This window comes from Bombilactobacillus sp. ESL1094 (genome assembly GCF_058107425.1).
In genome coordinates, this window is record NZ_JBYLUM010000001.1 from 266,660 (window position 1) to 285,012 (window position 18,353).

At 37.5% G+C, this 18,353-nt stretch carries 16 protein-coding genes and 1 tRNA gene; 5 read left to right on the forward strand and 12 right to left on the reverse strand.

Annotated features, from left to right (window positions below; all coding sequences use genetic code 11):
• The first annotated feature begins 122 nt into the window (after positions 1–122).
• Positions 123–869 carry a tyrosine-protein phosphatase gene (locus AC3B5S_RS01450; protein ID WP_489757424.1) on the forward strand — a complete coding sequence of 249 codons (747 nt, stop codon included), beginning with the start codon at positions 123–125 and terminating at the stop codon, positions 867–869.
• An 87-nt stretch (positions 870–956) separates the two neighbouring features.
• Here AC3B5S_RS01450 and AC3B5S_RS01455 read toward each other — a convergent pair whose 3' ends face one another.
• A complete protein-coding gene (locus AC3B5S_RS01455; protein WP_489757423.1) occupies positions 957–1,763 on the reverse strand; it encodes a Cof-type HAD-IIB family hydrolase in 807 nt (268 codons plus the stop codon).
• Positions 1,756–2,412: a sugar O-acetyltransferase gene (locus AC3B5S_RS01460; RefSeq protein ID WP_489757422.1), complete on the reverse strand. Its 657-nt coding sequence runs from the start codon at positions 2,410–2,412 to the stop codon at positions 1,756–1,758. The genes AC3B5S_RS01455 and AC3B5S_RS01460 overlap by 8 nt, the downstream gene beginning before the upstream one ends.
• A 160-nt stretch (positions 2,413–2,572) precedes the next feature.
• On the opposite strand from AC3B5S_RS01460, the gene glyA reads away from it, so the two are divergent.
• Positions 2,573–3,808 (forward strand): serine hydroxymethyltransferase, encoded by a 1,236-nt coding sequence (gene glyA / locus AC3B5S_RS01465; protein ID WP_489757421.1) that lies wholly within the window; start codon positions 2,573–2,575, stop codon positions 3,806–3,808.
• Between the two features lie 112 nt (positions 3,809–3,920).
• Here glyA and AC3B5S_RS01470 read toward each other — a convergent pair whose 3' ends face one another.
• The 7 genes from AC3B5S_RS01470 to AC3B5S_RS01500 all read right to left on the reverse strand — a co-directional run bounded on the left by AC3B5S_RS01470 (position 3,921) and on the right by AC3B5S_RS01500 (position 9,886).
• Positions 3,921–4,646: a GntR family transcriptional regulator gene (locus AC3B5S_RS01470; protein WP_489757420.1), complete on the reverse strand. Its 726-nt coding sequence runs from the start codon at positions 4,644–4,646 to the stop codon at positions 3,921–3,923.
• A 90-nt stretch (positions 4,647–4,736) separates the two neighbouring features.
• Positions 4,737–5,576 (reverse strand): PTS system mannose/fructose/sorbose family transporter subunit IID, encoded by an 840-nt coding sequence (locus AC3B5S_RS01475; RefSeq protein WP_489757419.1) that lies wholly within the window; start codon positions 5,574–5,576, stop codon positions 4,737–4,739.
• Positions 5,569–6,318, reverse strand: coding sequence for a PTS mannose/fructose/sorbose/N-acetylgalactosamine transporter subunit IIC (locus AC3B5S_RS01480; RefSeq protein ID WP_489757418.1), 750 nt, complete (start codon positions 6,316–6,318; stop codon positions 5,569–5,571). Before AC3B5S_RS01480 ends, AC3B5S_RS01475 begins: the two co-directional genes overlap by 8 nt.
• A 12-nt stretch (positions 6,319–6,330) precedes the next feature.
• Entirely contained in the window at positions 6,331–6,795 is a 465-nt protein-coding gene (locus tag AC3B5S_RS01485; protein WP_489757417.1) for a PTS sugar transporter subunit IIB, read from the reverse strand.
• Positions 6,796–6,815: 20 nt separating this feature from the next.
• Positions 6,816–7,232, reverse strand: coding sequence for a PTS sugar transporter subunit IIA (locus AC3B5S_RS01490; RefSeq protein ID WP_489757416.1), 417 nt, complete (start codon positions 7,230–7,232; stop codon positions 6,816–6,818).
• 16 nt (positions 7,233–7,248) lie between these two features.
• Positions 7,249–8,223: an SIS domain-containing protein gene (locus AC3B5S_RS01495; RefSeq protein ID WP_489757415.1), complete on the reverse strand. Its 975-nt coding sequence runs from the start codon at positions 8,221–8,223 to the stop codon at positions 7,249–7,251.
• Positions 8,224–8,467: 244 nt separating this feature from the next.
• The gene (locus AC3B5S_RS01500) at positions 8,468–9,886 is read right to left on the reverse strand and encodes a C69 family dipeptidase (RefSeq protein WP_489789994.1); all 1,419 of its coding nucleotides are present in this window, start codon (positions 9,884–9,886) and stop codon (positions 8,468–8,470) included.
• Positions 9,887–10,040: 154 nt separating this feature from the next.
• Here AC3B5S_RS01500 and AC3B5S_RS01505 point away from each other — a divergent pair.
• Positions 10,041–10,113 (forward strand) — tRNA-Gln (locus AC3B5S_RS01505).
• Positions 10,114–10,813: 700 nt separating this feature from the next.
• Here the strand turns inward: AC3B5S_RS01505 and AC3B5S_RS01510 are convergent.
• Complete coding sequence (locus AC3B5S_RS01510; RefSeq protein ID WP_489757413.1) at positions 10,814–12,196, reverse strand: NAD(P)/FAD-dependent oxidoreductase; 1,383 nt, start codon at positions 12,194–12,196, stop codon at positions 10,814–10,816.
• A 283-nt stretch (positions 12,197–12,479) separates the two neighbouring features.
• Here AC3B5S_RS01510 and AC3B5S_RS01515 point away from each other — a divergent pair, with 283 nt between their 5' ends.
• Complete coding sequence (locus AC3B5S_RS01515; protein ID WP_489757412.1) at positions 12,480–14,891, forward strand: Xaa-Pro dipeptidyl-peptidase; 2,412 nt, start codon at positions 12,480–12,482, stop codon at positions 14,889–14,891.
• Between the two features lie 34 nt (positions 14,892–14,925).
• Positions 14,926–15,981: a YdcF family protein gene (locus AC3B5S_RS01520; RefSeq protein WP_489757411.1), complete on the forward strand. Its 1,056-nt coding sequence runs from the start codon at positions 14,926–14,928 to the stop codon at positions 15,979–15,981.
• A gap of 112 nt (positions 15,982–16,093) precedes the next feature.
• Here AC3B5S_RS01520 and AC3B5S_RS01525 read toward each other — a convergent pair whose 3' ends face one another.
• A complete protein-coding gene (locus tag AC3B5S_RS01525; RefSeq protein ID WP_489757410.1) occupies positions 16,094–17,143 on the reverse strand; it encodes an aspartate-semialdehyde dehydrogenase in 1,050 nt (349 codons plus the stop codon).
• Positions 17,144–17,166: 23 nt separating this feature from the next.
• A complete protein-coding gene (locus tag AC3B5S_RS01530; RefSeq protein ID WP_489769080.1) occupies positions 17,167–18,348 on the reverse strand; it encodes an aminotransferase class I/II-fold pyridoxal phosphate-dependent enzyme in 1,182 nt (393 codons plus the stop codon).
• Positions 18,349–18,353 lie beyond the last annotated feature (5 nt).

Sequence of the window (18,353 nt, forward strand, 5' to 3'; positions counted from 1 at the left end):
TTTTGCTTAATTTAATTCTAGTCTACACCCGTTGCATTAAAATTCTAGAAATGTTGTTGACAAATATGAGTTTTATTTTATATTAAGACTATTAATGTAACTTTGAAGGGAAACAATTAAGTATGCAAATTGAACCAGTTAATTTTCGTGACATCGGCGGTATTGCAACGGCAACCGGTCATTTAAAAAAGAATACTTTTTTTCGTAGTGGCCAATTAATTAATTTAACACCAGCAACAAGTGCTTTTTTGGCCAATACTTGTCAAATCAAAACAATTTACGATTTTCGCAGTACTAAAGAAACAGAACAAATGCCGGATACTCCAATTAAAGCTATTACTTGGAAACATTTGGACATCTTGGCTGACGCCACGGCCAATTACGCTTCTATGAATAAGATGGTAGAAAACTCTGGTGATACCCACCAACATATGCTCGAAACTTACGAGCAATTGGTTACCAGTCATTCTGCTCAAGTTGGTTATCACGCTTTTATGATGGATTTAATTGAACAGCCACAACCAATTATTTTTCATTGTTTTGCTGGCAAAGATCGCACTGGTTTTGCAGCTGCTTTAATTTTAAAAGCGGCTGGTGCTAGTGACGAAGCCATTATGGATGACTATTTAAAAACCAACGAATTACGAAAAGAAGCCAACCAAGAAATTGTGGAGCAGCATCGCGATGAAATTACTGATTACCAAGTACAACAATTATTGATTGCTCTGCAAGTGGCACCAGAATATTTACAACATGCCCAAACGGTTTTGATTGCCAAATATGGTAATTTTGATAACTATCTTCAAGCAGGTTTGAATTTACCTGCAGATTATATCACTCAATTTCGAAAACTATATGTAGAATCCTAAAATATTTCAAAAGACACTGAGCTCACAATTAAGCAATTAAAAAAGCCAACTTTTCAACAAAAGTTGGCTTTTTTAATCACTAAAATATTATAGAACAAACTTTTCAAAGGCTTGCGCAATGCCATCTTGATCATTAGATTGGGTAACATAAGTAGCGTGTTGTTTGGCTAAGTCCGAGCCATTCCCCATCGCCACTGCTGTTTGCGCAAAATCGAACATCGGAATATCATTTTGTTCATCACCCATTGCCATCACTTCTTGCGGAGTAAAACCTAATTTTTGACTCAAAGTCTTTAAAGCAATCCCTTTGTTAACATCAGCGTGCATAATTTCCAAAAAGTTAGCTGCAGCCCGTACTACATAATTATCCTGACCAAAAGTTTGCTTAACTTCAGCTTCCTGGCGATCTAATTCAGATTTGTCACCCACAAACACTGCTTTAATCATCGTAGTATCATCCGAAACCGCTTGCGGTTGACGAATTAAAATTCCCGCCTGATTTTCCCAAGCTTGAATGACAGTTACCCAATTTACATCTTGGTTACTAGTGTAAATCTGACTGTCAGCATCCAGGACATTATAGGCCAAGTGATGTTCTTGGGAATAAGTATCGACCAGTTGATAAGTAGCTTTCGTCAAACCTTTTTGACTAAGTTTTTCACCAGTTACCGATTCAATTACCGCACCATTAAATGTAATAACATATTGATCTGGTTGTTGAATCTTTAATTGGTTTAAAAATCCTTGCACACCAGCTAAGGGGCGGCCCGAGCATAAGACAACTTTCACGCCGTTATTAACTGCTTGACCAATCACTTGAATCGTTGACGCCAATAATTCACCTTTACTATTTAATAACGTATCATCAACATCAATTGCGACTAATTTAATCATTGCTTTCTCCTTGAATTGTATTTTGCATCTGCTTTTGTGCTTGCCAATAATCGCTGCGCTGCTGGCGCCAATACTGATAGTCTTGCGCATTGATCGTTCGCAGCACGCGAGCAGGGTTACCAACTGCGACACTATTTTCCGGAATATCTTTCGTAACTACTGAACCCGCACCAATCACGGAATTCTTGCCAATAGTTACTCCAGGTAAAACACTAACACTCCCACCCAACCAAACATTGTCTTGAATAACGATTGGTTGACCAAACTCCAGTCCTTCTTTACGTACTGTCGGATCCACCGGATGCCCTGCAGTGTACAAGCTGGTATTTGGCCCGATTAGTACATCATTGCCAATTGTAATCGAATTAACATCTAAAAAAGTACAATTTTGATTAGCATAAAAATTATCACCAATGAAGACATGGCGCCCATAATCAACATAAACTGGCGGATTAACATACAGATTCTGTCCGGCTTTGCCAAACAGCTGATGTTCTAAGGCCACAATTTGTTCAGTTTGATTTAAAGGAACTTGATTAATTTTTTGAGCAATCAATTTGCCCGCCATGGATTGATGTTCTGGCAAAATTTGATCAGAACGATAAAGTTTACCTTGCTGTAATTGTTCATAATCAAAATCAGATTGCATTTTTACACCTCCTATGGCTAATTATGGCATAAATTGAGACATTATGAAAACGTCATTATAGTAGTATTAATACTTTCTTAATCTTTTTTTCTTAAAAGACCGTTTTACGTTTTAATATATAATATAATGATATTAATCATAAATAGTAAGGAGGATTATGATGACAACTTATCAAGAACAAGATCCCCAGTTATGGCAGCTCATTGCTCAAGAACAAGATCGTCAAGAACACAATATTGAACTGATTGCTTCGGAAAATATTGTTTCAAAAGGAGTTTTAGCCGCACAAGGATCCGTTTTAACCAACAAATACGCCGAAGGTTATCCAGGCAAACGCTACTATGGTGGCAATGAATACATTGACCAAATTGAACAATTGGCCATTGACCGCGTGAAAAAGCTTTATCACGCTGATTACGCTAATGTCCAACCACATTCCGGTTCCCAGGCTAATGAAGCTGCTTATCGTGCCCTAATTAAACCTGGTGATCGCGTACTAGGCATGGACTTAGATGCGGGCGGTCACTTAACTCATGGTTCGAAAGTTAATTTTTCTGGTAAAACTTATGACTTCTATAGTTATGGTGTCGATGACAACGGCTTTTTAGATTATGATCAAGTCCTAAAAGTTGCACAAGAAGTTCAGCCCAAATTAATTGTTGCTGGCGCTTCCGCCTATAGTCGCGTAATTGATTTTCAAAAATTCCGCGATATTGCCGATCAAGTCGGCGCCTTATTAATGGTCGATATGGCTCACATTGCTGGCTTAGTAGCGGTGGGGTTACATCCTAGCCCGGTTGGCGTAGCCGACATTGTAACTTCAACTACACATAAAACGTTACGTGGTCCACGAGGCGGCTTTATTTTAGCCAAGGAACAATATGCCAAAAAAGTTAAAAGCGCAGTTTTCCCAGGAACCCAGGGTGGTCCTTTAGAACACGTCATTGCTGCTAAAGCAGTAGCCTTTGGTGAAGCCAGTCAACCGAGTTTTAAAACTTACCAGCAACAAATTCTCAATAATGCCCAAGCTATGGCAGCTGTCTTTAATGCTGATGAGCAAGTCAAAGTCTTAACTGGTGGTACTGACAATCACTTAATGACCTTAGATTTAAGTCAAACCAAGTTAAATGGTGCTCAAGTCCAAGACTTATTAGATCAAGTACGCATTACTACTAATAAAGAAGCAATTCCTAATGATCCGCTACCCCCTTCTAAAACATCGGGTCTACGTTTAGGGACACCAGCGATTACTAGTCGCGGTTTTGATGAACAAGATAGCCAATTAACCGCCCAATTAATCTTGCAGGTCATTCACAACGCTGATGATCCCGCAAAATTAGACCAAGTCAAACAACAAGTCCAAACATTGACTGCCAAGCATCCAATTCAACGTTAAACTAAATTTAAATTACAGACAATGAAGCCCCCGAAGTTCGAATAACTCCGAGGGTCTTTTTACATTGGACTACGATAGTAAGCATATCAATTTTAAAAATCAAATAATAATCTTATATCGTAAAAGTATATTCCACTCGATCACAACGAACAATTGAACTAGAAAAATGCATCACCTTTTTATCAGCTGAATAGCCTAATTTATCAACTACAAACAAGGGATCACCAATCAAGCAATCTAATTTTTTAGCCAAATATTCATTTGCCGAGATCCCACTAATATTAAGCTTCGATTTAGCTATTTTTACCCCATATTTTAAGTCAAAGACCTTATATAGATCATTTAGCGATATCATATTTTCAATGAATTTTGGAAAAATATTGGCTGATACATAAATATTATCAATGCCTACTGGTAAGTCATTTTCACTTATTAAGCGTTGTACATAGTACAGAGGAAAAGAAATATTCTTCACTACTGCTGAAGGTAGACTATCACTCTTATCATTAATGATTTTGGTTTGTAAAAAGTCATTCTTGACTCGATGCCCCTTTGAAGAATAAAAATCATAAAAACCCATCGGCGTTTTTCCAATTTCTTTAACTTCTTTGACGTATTGTACAAAAGTTCCTTTTCCCTGAATCTTTTTGACTAATCCTTGTTTTTCCAACATTTGTATCGCTTTGCGTACAGTTATTTTACTCACAGAAAATCTGTCACATAATTCATTTTCAGTAGGCAACTTTTCACCAAAAACGTATTTTTCAGAATAAATTTCACTTCGCATCAATGAAGCTATTTGTACATATAATGCTTGGTTCTTTTGTAACTCCGTCATTAATTGATTCCTTTCAAAATTTAGATATAAAAAGCCCACGCATCCCTACGAGGATTTCCCGTCGAAATGGTGAGCATTTCAGGACTGAAATTAAAGAATTCCAAGCGCTCCAATAATTATTCCAAAAACAATAATGCCTATTAGTAGGGTATTAGTATTTACTTTTTTCTTTATTAGGTAGTATATCACAAGAGTAAAAATTATTGGCAACAATTTCGGAAAGATCTGATTGATCATGCTCTGTAATTTTAATTTGGTACCACCCGCTGCAAATTTCAGAGGAGTTGTAATATCAATCATACTAGCAACCATGCCACCAACAACTGATAAACCAATGATAGAAGCAAACTCCATTATCCGATCCATCAAACCTTCTTCATACAGTTTGGTTAGATATTTATTACCAGAATTATAGCCTAAAAATGTGCCATAATACGAGGCCAACAATGATGGAATTGCAAATAAACCAACGGCAAGAATTGGGCCCAACAAACTACCTTGCTTAGCAAAAGACAATCCTATACCAAAAGTAATTATTCTAATTGTTCCTTGAAAAAAAGAATCTCCAATACCAGCAAATGGCCCCATTAAACTAGTTTTAATCATCGAAATAGAGTCGGCATCATAATTATCAGGATCCTTAGCATTTTGTTCTTCCATTGAAGCAGAAATTCCCATAATAAATGACGTCATCTGCGGAGTACAGTTATAAAACTGCATATGCCGTTTATAAGCTTTTTTCTTGCCATCTAAATCATCAGCATATAGCTTATCTAAAATAGGCGCCATACCATACATAAAGCCCATATTCATCTGACGTTCATAGTTCCAAGAACACATAATCGCCATTGATCTCAGAAAAACTTTGCGCAAATCTTTTTTAGTAATTAAACTGCCAGATTTATCTGTAACGTCAGTTTTATCAGTCATTTTGCTTCCTCCCTTTACCATAGTTAACTTTGTCCATAATAAACGCTAGTAATACTGAGAAACATGTTAACCCGATAAGACTCAAATGAGAGTACGCCACAACTAAAAAACCAAACAAGAAATAAGGAAATAGCTTCTTGCTAAGCATCGTACTCAACAACATCGCAAAACCTAAAGCAGAAAGTAAATTACCAGCAACAGTTAAACCATGTGTAATTGCGTTAGGAATACTATCAACTATTGGCTTAATAGATGATGCACCAAAGTAAATAGTCACGAATATTAATGTAAAGTATAGAATACAATTTAATGCTAGCGACCACCATATATGAACATGTTGTGCGCGTTTAAAATCGCCCCGATCAATTGACTTATCAGCAGAATGGCTGAATTGCGAAATTAACATCCGCATTAAAATATCAATAAATTCTGCTGCTACGGCTACTGGTAAAGCAATAGCTAGCGCTGATTCAGTACTGGAACCTGATAAAATCGAAAATGCCGTAGCAATAACGCTTCCAATTTGCATATTAGGTGGAGCTGCTGCACCGATTGCAACAAAGCCCATTGAAATCAATTCCATGGAAGCACCTAAAATAATTCCCTGTTTTAAATCACCTAACACCAAACCTGTTAATGTACTTAAGATTAATGGTCGCCCAAGATTTTGACGTCCAAATATTCTTGAATCAAACACACCAAAGATAGAAACCAAGCCTAAGAGAACCGATTTTAAAAGCATTTAATTTTCCTCCTAAACAAAGCTAACTTTTTCAGGTGATACCGATGGGACTTGCTGTACAACAATCTTGATACCACTCTGAATAATGTTTTGTGTTGCTGCTAATTCATCACTATTCAAAAAAATTGTTTTAGCGTACTGTTTAGAACCATCTTTTTTAGCTACACCACCATAATTGATTTCTTTTACTTCATCTGGAATAATTTTAGCAACTTCATACGCTTCTTCAGGTCCTTTTACTAGAATCATAATTTGATCATTACTATTTTTTTCAATCGTATCTTTTATTTTAGCGATGGGAATAATATCTAGTTCACAATCAGTTGGTTTGGCCATTGATAAGGCCATCTTACTCATTTGATTATTGATAACTTTGTTATCAGCCACAATAATACGATTAATTGAATATTGTTTTACCCAAGAAAAAACAACTTGGCCGTGAATCAAGCGATGATCCACTCTGAATAGTTTAATCATTAAGCTTAACCTTCCTTCTCCTACATTGACTCAATTTTTTTGTTAACTGATAATATCCCTTCTCGACTTTCCTTTATCATCTTAGCAATATCCACATTAGATAATAAAGTGCCATTATTTCTTGCAATAATAACTTCAATTAATAGTTGTAAATTTAAACCTGAAATAATCTCAATTTTTTTATTTGAAGTTAATGCTTTAATAGCTTCATTGGCAGGCGTTCCTCCAAAGATATCAGTTAAAATTAAAATATCTTTTTTTTGACACTTGTTCATAATCAAATCTTTTAATAAATCTTCATAACTGTCAACGGACATATTTTCGACAAATGATGCAGTATAAAGTTTTAAATCAGTATTACCTAAAATTAAAGAAGCAGCTTGTATAAAACCATCACATAAACTACTATGAGTTGCTAAAATAATATCAAAATTCATTAAATCACCTGATTATTTAGTATTTCAAATGCCACATGTAACGTCGTACATCTAAGGAATGACCTCTTTCATAGGCTAAAGATTCCACAAGTTGTCTGATCAATACTCCAGATAAAATAGCAGCAATATATTCTTTAGCAGTATCATCTACAGAGTCTAATGGTAGTTCAGCTTGGTCAATAACTGTTAAGCAATCAGTATGTTGTTGAGCAAATTTTTCAACACGTTCATCCAAGAAACGTGTATTACCAATACTTTTCACTAATAAAAATGGCATATCGTAATCCGTTACTTCAAATGGGCCGTGGAAGTATTCACCTGAATGAATAACACCAGAGTTAATCCACTGCATTTCCATAAACCAGCACAGCGCTGTTGAATAAACTTCGCCATAATTAATACCGCTACCAATGGTATATATAGTAGAACTTCTTTTATATTTTTGTCCCCAAGCCGTAGCTGACTTAGAATGCTCCGCTTTGACTTTCACAGTTAAATCTTGTAATTTATTTAATTCATTAAAGCAAATATCCCATTTACCATCTCCAGTAAAATGTTTCAATAACTTAAAAATTAATCCATAAAAGACTGGCTTATTTAAATCGCTAGCATCTGCTTCAGTACCCCAATCATAATGAATCGGATACTCACTTGTTTCCCATAAAGGTGAACTATCATCATGTGAAAAGCTAATAGTTAAAGCTCCACTTTCTCTAGCCATTTTTGTAGCTTGAACAGTTTCCGGCGTAGTTCCAGAGTGTGACATGGAAACTACAATCGAATTTTCACCTAACATTTTAGGCTTATCATAAATAAATTCATTAGCAGTATAAACCTGATTAATTAAGGTAGATTGCTTGTCAAAAAGATACTGTCCCGGCATAAGAACTGCTTGTGATCCTCCGCATGCTACAAAGAAAATACTATTAAATGATCTCTTCGAAACAGCTGCTACTGCATTTTCAATTTGTGATACGTGCTCTTTTCTCATCTGCAAAACTTCCTTTATCTAGTTTAAAGATTATATAACATTATATAACCTTGTATTAAGTATACAATGATAGCGTTTTATAAAGCAAGTATATTTATTAAATAATTCAAATTAATTTAAATTTTACAAACAAAAAAGAAGCTAGGACCAAAAATATCGCTAATCTAAACGACATTTTTGATAATCCTAGCTTCAAAGCAAATTTGTCTCAACGTATTAAAACCTATAAACTTTTAAAATTTTATCATAAATTCAAATCGGTTTGGTAATTTAACGGCGACAAAGCGGTAGACCGCGTCACTAATTCGGCAATCAATTGTCGATACTGTTGCGCCGCATACTGCGCATTTTCTTGTGAACACTTGGTTAAATAATTTGCTAACATGGACTGATCACTAAACTCCTGCGCTGTACGGTCACTCTGGTGCAAAGCATAATTCAAGTGGGCTGTAATCTTTGTTTGATAATCTTTTAAAAGTGAACCAAATTCATGATAGTGACTATCAACCAAGACACCTGCCAATTTATAAAGCCAATAAGCAGACACACTATCATACTTCAGATCGCCTACTTGATAAAAATCGGGTGTTTCATTCATTCCTAAATAAAATGGCACATAAACACTTTGAGCACTAACCCCCATAGCCAACCACTGAACACAAGCAATGGCTGGACGCCAATTGGGACGAATTTGCAGTAAATGGGATTCTTGAGTTTTCGCCAAACTAATTGGACGGAATGGATGTTCCTGCTGATTTAAAATGTCATACGGTGTTTTTTCATAGTGCGAAGAGAGATACATTTTTGCGTCATCAATACTCAATTTATGTTGCGGCTGATGTAAGAAGGACAAGTTTTCACTCGTAGGCTGTTCATCAGTAACTCCGGAAAATTGTTGCTGTCCCCACCAAACACGGGGTGTATTATAATGTTCATCAAAAGCGGTCTGTGTTCCAAAAATTTGTCGAAAATTAAATCCAGATGTTGCAGGATTCAACTGATGCTCAATCACAAACTCTTTGAGATCATCTTTAAACATAAAATTATAATTATCTTCAAAATCAATTTCTTGAATGGCAACTTGATTGGCGACAACAGCATAACTATCATCAGGAATTCGTTGGGCGGCCCATTGATGACCGCAAACAATTTCCATATACCAAGCTTCTTGTTGGTCAGCAAATAAAACGCCATTGGATTCACAAGTGCCATATTTTTCCACAATACTGCCTAGACGTTCCACTCCTGCCCGGGCGGTTTTGACGTATGGCAAGACACAAGTTACCATTGCTTCTTCACCAATACCATCAGTCACCAAGGGATCGGCTCCTAAAGCGGTCGCATTGGTATAAGTACTTTCGGTGGCGCTCATAGCGACCCCAAATTCATTAAAACCATCCTCTTCAAATAGACCGTTCTTTGAGGTACATTCTGGAGTCGCTGTATATTTAAAGCGTTTTTTAGGCAACGGCATTTGAAAATGATTGGCTTGTGAAACAAATTGTTGTGCAGTCGTAAACTGTTGATGCTGATGTACTAGAAAATGTTTCGGTAACGCGGTATTAGCATCTTCATTGCGTCCAATAATAATTGAACCATCCAGGCTAGCATTTTTACCAATTAAAATACTAGTACAAGCACTGGTTCTATGTGGGGTTTCCATTGTTTGACCTTCTATCTAACATTATTTAATCAACTTATTTTAATTGTAGGCATGTTTATGCAGCAGTGCAACTAATCCCCCAATTAATCTTTAATTTTTCAAATTGCTATTGACACAAACGCCATATTTCGATAGTATATTAATGTTGATTCATTGGGTATTCGCCAAATCGGTAAGGCAACGGACTCTGAATCCGTAATTTGTAGGTTCGAGCCCTACATACCCAATCAGTTCTAAAACATCAAAATACCAACCAAAAGGTTGGTATTTTTTTATGTTATTAAATTTTTAAAATAAAATGAGCATTAGGTATCATAAAATTGGTTAGTACGCACGATGCTAGTTAAAAAATAATTGAAATAAAAAGCCCGATCTCTAAACTATTTATACTATCATAATACCTCTTCTTTTTGTCCATAACATTTCCTTCAGATTTCCCCCAGATCACGAAATATAATTTTTAACGGCAACTCGGGTGCCATCATGTTTAAAGACGTCTTTATCACAATTATTGCACCAATAATTGTGAGTATAACCAGCCAGTTGTTTTCTGAACTATTGCACAGCAAACACAATAAAAAGTGAGTTGCTAATTACAACAGCACAAAAAAAGCCATTCCTACCAGCATAGGAATGGCTTTTGTGTCATCATGCAGACGTCTTTATCTACATGTCAATTATAACACGACTATTTAAAAACTAACAACCTGCCGTTTTGGTAAACTTCAAAGAATTCAATTAACGCCTGATCAAACTGATTTTGCATCATTCGCACCAAAATTAAATTGTGGTAAATCCGTTCAGCAATTAAAACCAAAAAATGATATGCTTTGCAAACAGCAGCTTCCTTTGCAAAGCATATCATTTTTAAATTAAGAAAATATTCTATAGCTCAATACTTAATCATGCTTTTCATCACAGCCATTATTATTTAGTAAATTCTGGTTCATTTAAAGCATGTTGGGCAGCTAGATTGAGTAAGCTCCATTGCCGATCGAATCCGGGCTGGAAGAAGAAGTCCGCTTCTGCTAAATCTTCGACCGTCAATTGGTGTTGAATGGCTAAGGCTAAGACGTTAGCTTGTGCTGTAATATCATAAGTTGACAAGACTGCCCCTCCTAATAGCACATGACTTTGCGGATCAAAGAATAATTGCACGTAGACAGCTGGATTGTCGACACCACTAGGAACATAACTTGGCCGCAAAGTATCTTGGTAAAATGAACTAGCTAGCTGAACTCCTGCACGCTCGGCCGTGCTACTATTCAAACCACTTTGGGCAAAATGATAGTCAAACACACTCAAAGCTGACGAACCCACTACGCCCTTGAACGGCTGTGCCGGTTGTTCTTCAAATAAGTGTTGCACCACATAACGAGCTTCGCGCCGGGCTACCGTCGCTAAGGCAATGGGCATTTTTTGTCTAGCAGCTACCGAGTAAGCTAAGGTTGCATCCCCGATTGCATAAACATCTGGCAAATTAGTCCGCAAATATTCATCCGTCTGAATAAAACCACGTTCATCTAAAGCAACCGTACCTTGTAACCAGTCAGTTACCGGTTTGACACCTGCTGCTTGAATGACTAAATCACTGGGATAAGTAGCTTGCTTACTTTTGACGGCCTGAACTTGACCCGCTTGACCACTAAATTCCGTAATCTGGACATTAGTTTGAACATTAACACCTTGATCAGCTAAATGTTGACTTAAGATATCTGTTAACGGGGCATCTAAATACATTCCCAAAGGGCGCGCAATCACGTCTAATAAAGTAACTTTTTTACCAGCTTTCATGGCGGCTTCCGCAGCTTCAATCCCGATATAACCGGCACCAATGACCGTTACATTTTTAACCATTGGATCTGCTAATTTAGCCTTGATTTTGGTAGCCCAATCTAAGCCCCGCATCAAATAAACATTATCTAAATCAGTTCCTGGAACTGGCAGTGATTTGGGTTGGACACCGGAACTCAAGATTAGTTTATCATAAGCAACCGTTTGACTTTGCCCCGTTGTTACATCTGTTACTGCTACTGTTTTTTGATCACTATTAATCTGAGTCACCTGGTGATTACTTAAAATGTGCACGTTATCTTGCGGGAAACTCTCCGCGCTAAAGTTGCGGACATCATGAACATCAGTCACGCTGTCTTCCAAATACAATTCCATACCGCAAGACATAAACGAAATAAAATCGCCGGCCTCAAATAACGTAATCTCGACCTGATCATGATAACGATTGAGTAATTCCAAGATGGACTGATGACCACCATGAGAAGCACCAACAATTACAACTCTCTTTTTTTTCATAAAAAATCTTCCTTTGAAAAATTAAATTAGTGATCCCATCAAATTGCTATTATTGTAGCAATAATTATTCAATTTAATAACAATTTGAACACCACCATTAAAGTTAGCACATTGAATTATAGTTTTCAAAGTTAAATTGGCCTAACAATTTAACTAGGACCGTTTAAAAGCTAAATTAACCAGTAAAAACAATAGCTTAATTTTTATTTTTAAAAATTCATTTAGCTTATTTCACTGTTACTCTATAATAAGAAGCATAACTAACTTGAAAGGAATTTTGGCAATGAAACTTAATCAATTTGGTATTCAACCTACTACTACTGAACAAGAAATTAAAGAACTGCAACAAATCAAATTTCTGTCCAACAGCCAACTACAAAAACCAGCAGCCACACTTTTTGCAGAATTAATCGGTAACTGCTTTCCTGAATTAACTAATCCTACATTAAAAATGCAACAATTAGAGAACCTCATGGCTACCCCCAACTTGACTGTTGCCCAATATCTTCAGCAGTACGATTTTGTCTCACCCAATGTTTTTTATAATGTCTACTTTCAATTACTAGGTTTAGAAATTGACCAAGATTTCACCTTAGCGACACCGCAAAAAACGACAGTCAAATTAAATTACCCCGCTTTTGCGCATAATCATTTAACCACTGCGGAAGTTATTCATGGCTTTTACCAACTGTTAATTACACATACCGTCAACGGGCAAACGTATCTCGATGAATTAGCTAGTCGGGGGTACTTTGTTGAATTAATGAAGGAGCAGCAAGTGCCCCAACCGTTATTTTTTAACGGCAAAGCCCAGCCTGTATTTGACACAACACAATTAATTAACGAAGTCGTTTATGTCGAATCTAGTCAAGACACCGACCACGATGGCCAGCGCGATTTACTCAAAGTCGAAATTACGCGTCCTGCGGAAACCAATAACGGACTTAAAGTCCCTGTTTTGTACACGGCTTCACCTTACAACCAAGGTACTAATGATGCCGCCGGTCAAAAATTAACGCACGAAAATATGGGCTATCAAGAACCCAAACAGCCACAAAAATCTACACTTTCAAATACTCTACCGCAAAATCCACCCATTCCTGCCCCCCGTAAAATCCTGGGCCACACTACTCAAGTGGAACAGAGTTTCGGTAACCATTTTACGTACAGTTTAAATGATTATTTTCTGGCACGCGGCTTTGCGGTTGTTTATGCTGCTGGTATTGGCACCAAAGATTCCGATGGTTTTCGCACCTGCGGTGATCAACAAGAAACCATCTCGACCACTGCTGTCATTGAGTGGCTTACCGAAACACGTACTGCTTTCACCAATAAAACAGACCAAATTCAAATTAAAGCTTGGTGGTCCAACCATAAGATTGCCATGACGGGCCGGTCATATTTAGGAACCTTAGCGACTGCTGCGGCCACCACTGGCGTTAAAGGCCTAAAAACCATTATTAGTGAAGCTGCAATTTCCAGCTGGTATGACTATTACCGTGAACACGGTCTGGTCGTGGCTCCTGGCGGTTTTCAAGGCGAAGATTGTGACGTTTTAGCTGAGGAAACTTTTTCTCGGCAAAAACAAGCGGGTGATTATCACAAAGTTCAACAGCGCTGGCAACAACATTTACAACAAATCACCCAGGGTCAAGAACGCGAAACTGGTAATTATACTGATTTTTGGGAACAACGCAATTACCGCCATCAAGCCCAAAATATTAAAGCTGACGTTATTTTAGTGCACGGCTTAAATGATTGGAATGTCAAACCTAAAAATGTACAAAAATTGTGGGCCAAATTACGTGATTTGCCAATTACCAAGAAGTTGATTTTACATCAGGGACCCCACATTTATATCAATAATAATCGTTCGCTAGATTTTAACGATATGATGAATCTCTGGTTATCCTACAAACTTTATGATGTGGATAATCAAGCTGACCAGATTTTACCAACTGTGCTCATTCAAGATAATACAGTTCCAGAAACGTGGCACACCTATGAAGACTGGTGCAGTCCAGCTAATCCTGTACAAACTTACTATTTATCAGATCATTATTTAACCAAGCACCAACCACAAGCCATTGAAAAAGCAAGCTTTACTGATCGTTCACATTGTTTTTTGACCTATTACAATAATGCCAAACAATGGCATGACAACTTAATGAATCTCAACTATTCGACCTTAGCCAACAACCGACTAATCTTTTTGAGCGATAACCCTAATGATCAACTAATTATTGATGGTCGTCCCACAGTTCACTTACGGGTTGCTAGTTCTGATAAGCAAGGCTTCTTAAGTTTGCGCTTAGTCGATTTTGGCACCGCACAACGGCTCAAACCACTCCCCACTACTTTGGCTGCCCAAGCCTATGATCAGGGTTATCATTATCATTCAGAAGATTTAAAAGAATACGAATTAGATTCCCAACGAAGCGACTATCAATTAATTTCTTTAGCACATATTAATTTACAAAACCGCCACAGCCCGAGCCAAGTCGAAAGAGTAACTCCCAATCATTTTTATGATATTGACGTGCAGTTGCAACCTACTCATTATAAATTAAGCAAATTTCATCAACTGGGATTAATAATTTATTCCAGTGATTTTGAAATGACCAATCGTCCTAATAGTATTATTGACTATACCTTTGAGTTAAGTCATTGCTCTTTAGATATTCCCCACTTATAATAATGATAATTATATTTTAAAGGGGTCATTTAGTATGCCAACTCATTACTTGCTTTGGGGTCTCTGGTTGATTGTTGTCGGCAGTCTAGTCGGCTTAAGTATTAGTCTGGCTCAAAATAAGTTTCGCTTATTAAACGGTGCCTTGGCTAATATTCTCGTTTTTACGCTCGGAATTGCTTTAATCTTAACCGTTGAAACCATGCATAACCCTTTGCTGTACCAAATCGTCTACTGGATTGTCGCTGCTATCACTACTGCAATTCTGATCTTTTACGCTTCTTTAGGATTGTTACTCCTTTGGAATGCGGTTATTGTCTGGCAACACGAAAGTCATTCATTGGCTAATAATTTGACATTAATTTTAGGACTAGTACTTGTTAGCATTCCTATTATTAAATTATGTACGCGCCATTTTCTATCGCCGACTTTCTTTAATTTATATAAGCACATTGTTATACCCATCGTTGGCTATGTTGTTTTTTGGTTTTTAGCCTTTGTAACTTCTTTTTTAATCACAAGGCTCTATCGACCACGCTTCAATCAAGATTACATTATTATTTTAGGTGCGGGATTATTACACGGTGATCAAGTTTCGCCCCTGTTAGCAGCGCGAATCAATGTAGCTTTAAATTTTGCGCAGAAACAATTTCAAAAAACAGGCTACTTTCCGTTAATCATTTGTTCCGGCGGCCAAGGAACAGACGAAACGATCCCTGAAGGTCGTGCTATGAAAAATTATGTTTTACACCAAGGTATTGCGCCGCAAAATGTGCTGAGTGAGGAACAATCACGTACTACGTATGAGAATATGCTTTTTTCGAAAAAAATTTTACAAGCCAAACACATCAATTTACAAAATGGTATTTTTGCCACCAGTGACTATCATACCTTTCGTGCAGCCGGTTACGCTCGTTATGTTGGCTTAAATATCACTGGTATTGGTGCGAAAACGAGTCACTTTTTTGTGCCAAATGCTTTTTTACGGGAATATTTGGCCCTGTTAAATAATCATAAAAAATTTCATATTATTTGTTTGAGTTTGATTTTAGTAGGTTCACTTTTTGATGTTTGGGCAGTCCTAACCAATTAACCATTAACCCAAATATTTGCTTCAAAGCTGAACATTTAATCATATGTAATAAAAAGTAGCTAGTAACAATCATCATCCTGTGACTGTTACTAGCTACTTTTTATCGCTTAACTTATAACAATTGATCTTCAATCAAACATTGCGCAATTTGGACAGCATTCCAAGCAGCACCCTTTAATAGATTGTCAGCAACCACCCACAAGTTAAAGGCTCCCGGATTTTCTGAATCTGCACGCAAGCGTCCAACAAACGTTTCCCGCTTACCAGCAGCCGTAAGTGGCTGCGGATAAAGTTGCTGTTGAGGATCATCTTGGACAACCACACCGGGTGCTTGTACTAACAGTTCACGTAATTGGTTCGCAGTAGCACTTGTATCTTTGACAGTGAAATAGACTGATTCACCATGACCAATCGCTACCGGTACCCGAACACAAGTTGCTGTGACTTTGAGTTGAGAATCGTCCATATCTTCTCGTAAAATCTTTTTAGTTTCATGAATCATTTTCCATTCTTCATGGGTATAACCAGAGTCCTCAAATACATCAATCTGTGGTAATAAATTAAACGCTTGCGGATAATGTTTACGATCACCCTTGGTTGGTAAAATTTCCGCGGTTAAAGGTTCATTATTTAAATACTGTCGAGTTTGGGTTAATAACTCATTTAAAGCGGATTGTCCCGCACCAGAAACTGCTTGATAAGTGGAAACAATCACTTGTTGCAAACCAAATTTTCGATCAATGGGAGCTAAAGCCATTAACATTTGAATCGTGGAGCAATTAGGATTAGCAATAATGCCATGGTGATGCGCCAAAGCAGTTCGATTAACTTCTGGAATCACCAGAGGTACCTCGGGATCCATCCGAAAGGCACTGGTATTATCTACACAAATCGCTCCAGCAGCTACCGCATGCGGCAGTAAACGTTTGGAGACTGCGCCACCAGCTGAAGATAAAACCAAATCAACGTTTTTAAACGAATCTTCGGTCGCTTCTTGAACGGAACATGTGGTCTCACGAAAATGTAATTTTTTACCAACTGAGCGTTTAGAAGCTAATAATTTTAAATTTTTTACTGGAATTTGTGTTTGTGCTAATTGTTCAATCATTCTGGTACCCACGGCACCAGTAGCTCCTAAAATTGCTACATTGTACTCTTTCATCTTTTCAATCTCCTAATTACTTTTTACTTCAGTAACCAATCACGCATTTGCTGGACCGCTTGCTGTAATTTCTCTTGACTAGCAGCAAAGGAAAAGCGAATGTAGCCTTGACCTGCTTGGCCAAATGCTCGCCCGGGCGTACAGCCAACTTTGGCTTTTTGCGCTAACAACCGCGCAAATGCTAAATCATCATCACCAAAGCGAGCCGGTATTTTGGCAAACATATAAAATGCTCCTTGCGGTTTGATTGGGGTAAAACCCAAATTAGTTAACTCTTGGAACAAGTAATCGCGCCGCTGTTGGTACAAGTTTACTGCTTGCTGGGGATCTGCATCGCCTTGAATTTGCAGTGCTTCAGTCGCCGCCGCTTGTGACGGATTGGGCGGACAAGTTACTAAAAAGCCGTGCATTTTGGCAATTAATTGAATCCAAGGTGCTGGTGCTACCACATATCCAGCCCGGTAACCGGTCATCGCATGTGATTTTGATAAACCATTAACTAACACGGTGCGTTCACTAGCAAATTGGGCAATTGACTCGTGTTGACAGTGGTCATACGTCAATTCACTATAAATTTCATCAGCAATAATCCCTAGATGATAGTTGCGACTAAGCTGCGCCAATTGCTGCAATTGTTGATGTGAATATTCTTGACCAGTAGGATTTCCCGGGTAATTTAAAATTAAAAATTTAGCATTCGGATGTTTATTTAGAGTAGCTGCTAATTGCTCCATTGCCAAAGTAAAATTAGTGGGCGCAGTGTTAATTTCTATCATCTTGGCTCCTGCCAATTTTAATAGTGGAAAATACAATGCGTATGTGGGTGTTGGGATTAAGACTTCATCACCTGGATTAACTAAAGCAAAAATCGTTGCTGTCAACGCCTCGGTTGCCCCAACTGTGGCAATGATTTCCGTTTCTGGGTCGTACTCTAATTCGTATTTGCGTTTTAAATATGCACTAATAGCTTGCCGCAATGCAACTGTCCCTTTTTGTGGCGAATAATGTGATTCATTTCGTTGAATACTAGCAATTGCCGCTTGTTGTACATGCAATGGTGTATCCAAATCTGGTTCGCCTAACGTTAATTTCAAAATTCCCGGAATATCGGAAATTTCTTGATCAAATTGTCGAATTGCTGAAGGTTCAATGGCCGCTAAGGTTTGATTACCTGCTGATTGTAAATCATCTGCTAATTGTGGCATGCTAT

Coding starts and splice junctions, on each gene's coding strand:
- AC3B5S_RS01450 (WP_489757424.1), top strand. CDS start 123: ATGCAAATTGAACCAGTTAATTTTCGTGACATCGGCGGTATTGCAACG.
- AC3B5S_RS01455 (WP_489757423.1), bottom strand. CDS start 1,763: ATGATTAAATTAGTCGCAATTGATGTTGATGATACGTTATTAAATAGT.
- AC3B5S_RS01460 (WP_489757422.1), bottom strand. CDS start 2,412: ATGCAATCTGATTTTGATTATGAACAATTACAGCAAGGTAAACTTTAT.
- glyA (WP_489757421.1), top strand. CDS start 2,573: ATGACAACTTATCAAGAACAAGATCCCCAGTTATGGCAGCTCATTGCT.
- AC3B5S_RS01470 (WP_489757420.1), bottom strand. CDS start 4,646: ATGACGGAGTTACAAAAGAACCAAGCATTATATGTACAAATAGCTTCA.
- AC3B5S_RS01475 (WP_489757419.1), bottom strand. CDS start 5,576: ATGACTGATAAAACTGACGTTACAGATAAATCTGGCAGTTTAATTACT.
- AC3B5S_RS01480 (WP_489757418.1), bottom strand. CDS start 6,318: ATGCTTTTAAAATCGGTTCTCTTAGGCTTGGTTTCTATCTTTGGTGTG.
- AC3B5S_RS01485 (WP_489757417.1), bottom strand. CDS start 6,795: ATGATTAAACTATTCAGAGTGGATCATCGCTTGATTCACGGCCAAGTT.
- AC3B5S_RS01490 (WP_489757416.1), bottom strand. CDS start 7,232: ATGAATTTTGATATTATTTTAGCAACTCATAGTAGTTTATGTGATGGT.
- AC3B5S_RS01495 (WP_489757415.1), bottom strand. CDS start 8,223: ATGAGAAAAGAGCACGTATCACAAATTGAAAATGCAGTAGCAGCTGTT.
- AC3B5S_RS01500 (WP_489789994.1), bottom strand. CDS start 9,886: ATGGAAACCCCACATAGAACCAGTGCTTGTACTAGTATTTTAATTGGT.
- AC3B5S_RS01510 (WP_489757413.1), bottom strand. CDS start 12,196: ATGAAAAAAAAGAGAGTTGTAATTGTTGGTGCTTCTCATGGTGGTCAT.
- AC3B5S_RS01515 (WP_489757412.1), top strand. CDS start 12,480: ATGAAACTTAATCAATTTGGTATTCAACCTACTACTACTGAACAAGAA.
- AC3B5S_RS01520 (WP_489757411.1), top strand. CDS start 14,926: ATGCCAACTCATTACTTGCTTTGGGGTCTCTGGTTGATTGTTGTCGGC.
- AC3B5S_RS01525 (WP_489757410.1), bottom strand. CDS start 17,143: ATGAAAGAGTACAATGTAGCAATTTTAGGAGCTACTGGTGCCGTGGGT.
- AC3B5S_RS01530 (WP_489769080.1), bottom strand. CDS start 18,348: ATGCCACAATTAGCAGATGATTTACAATCAGCAGGTAATCAAACCTTA.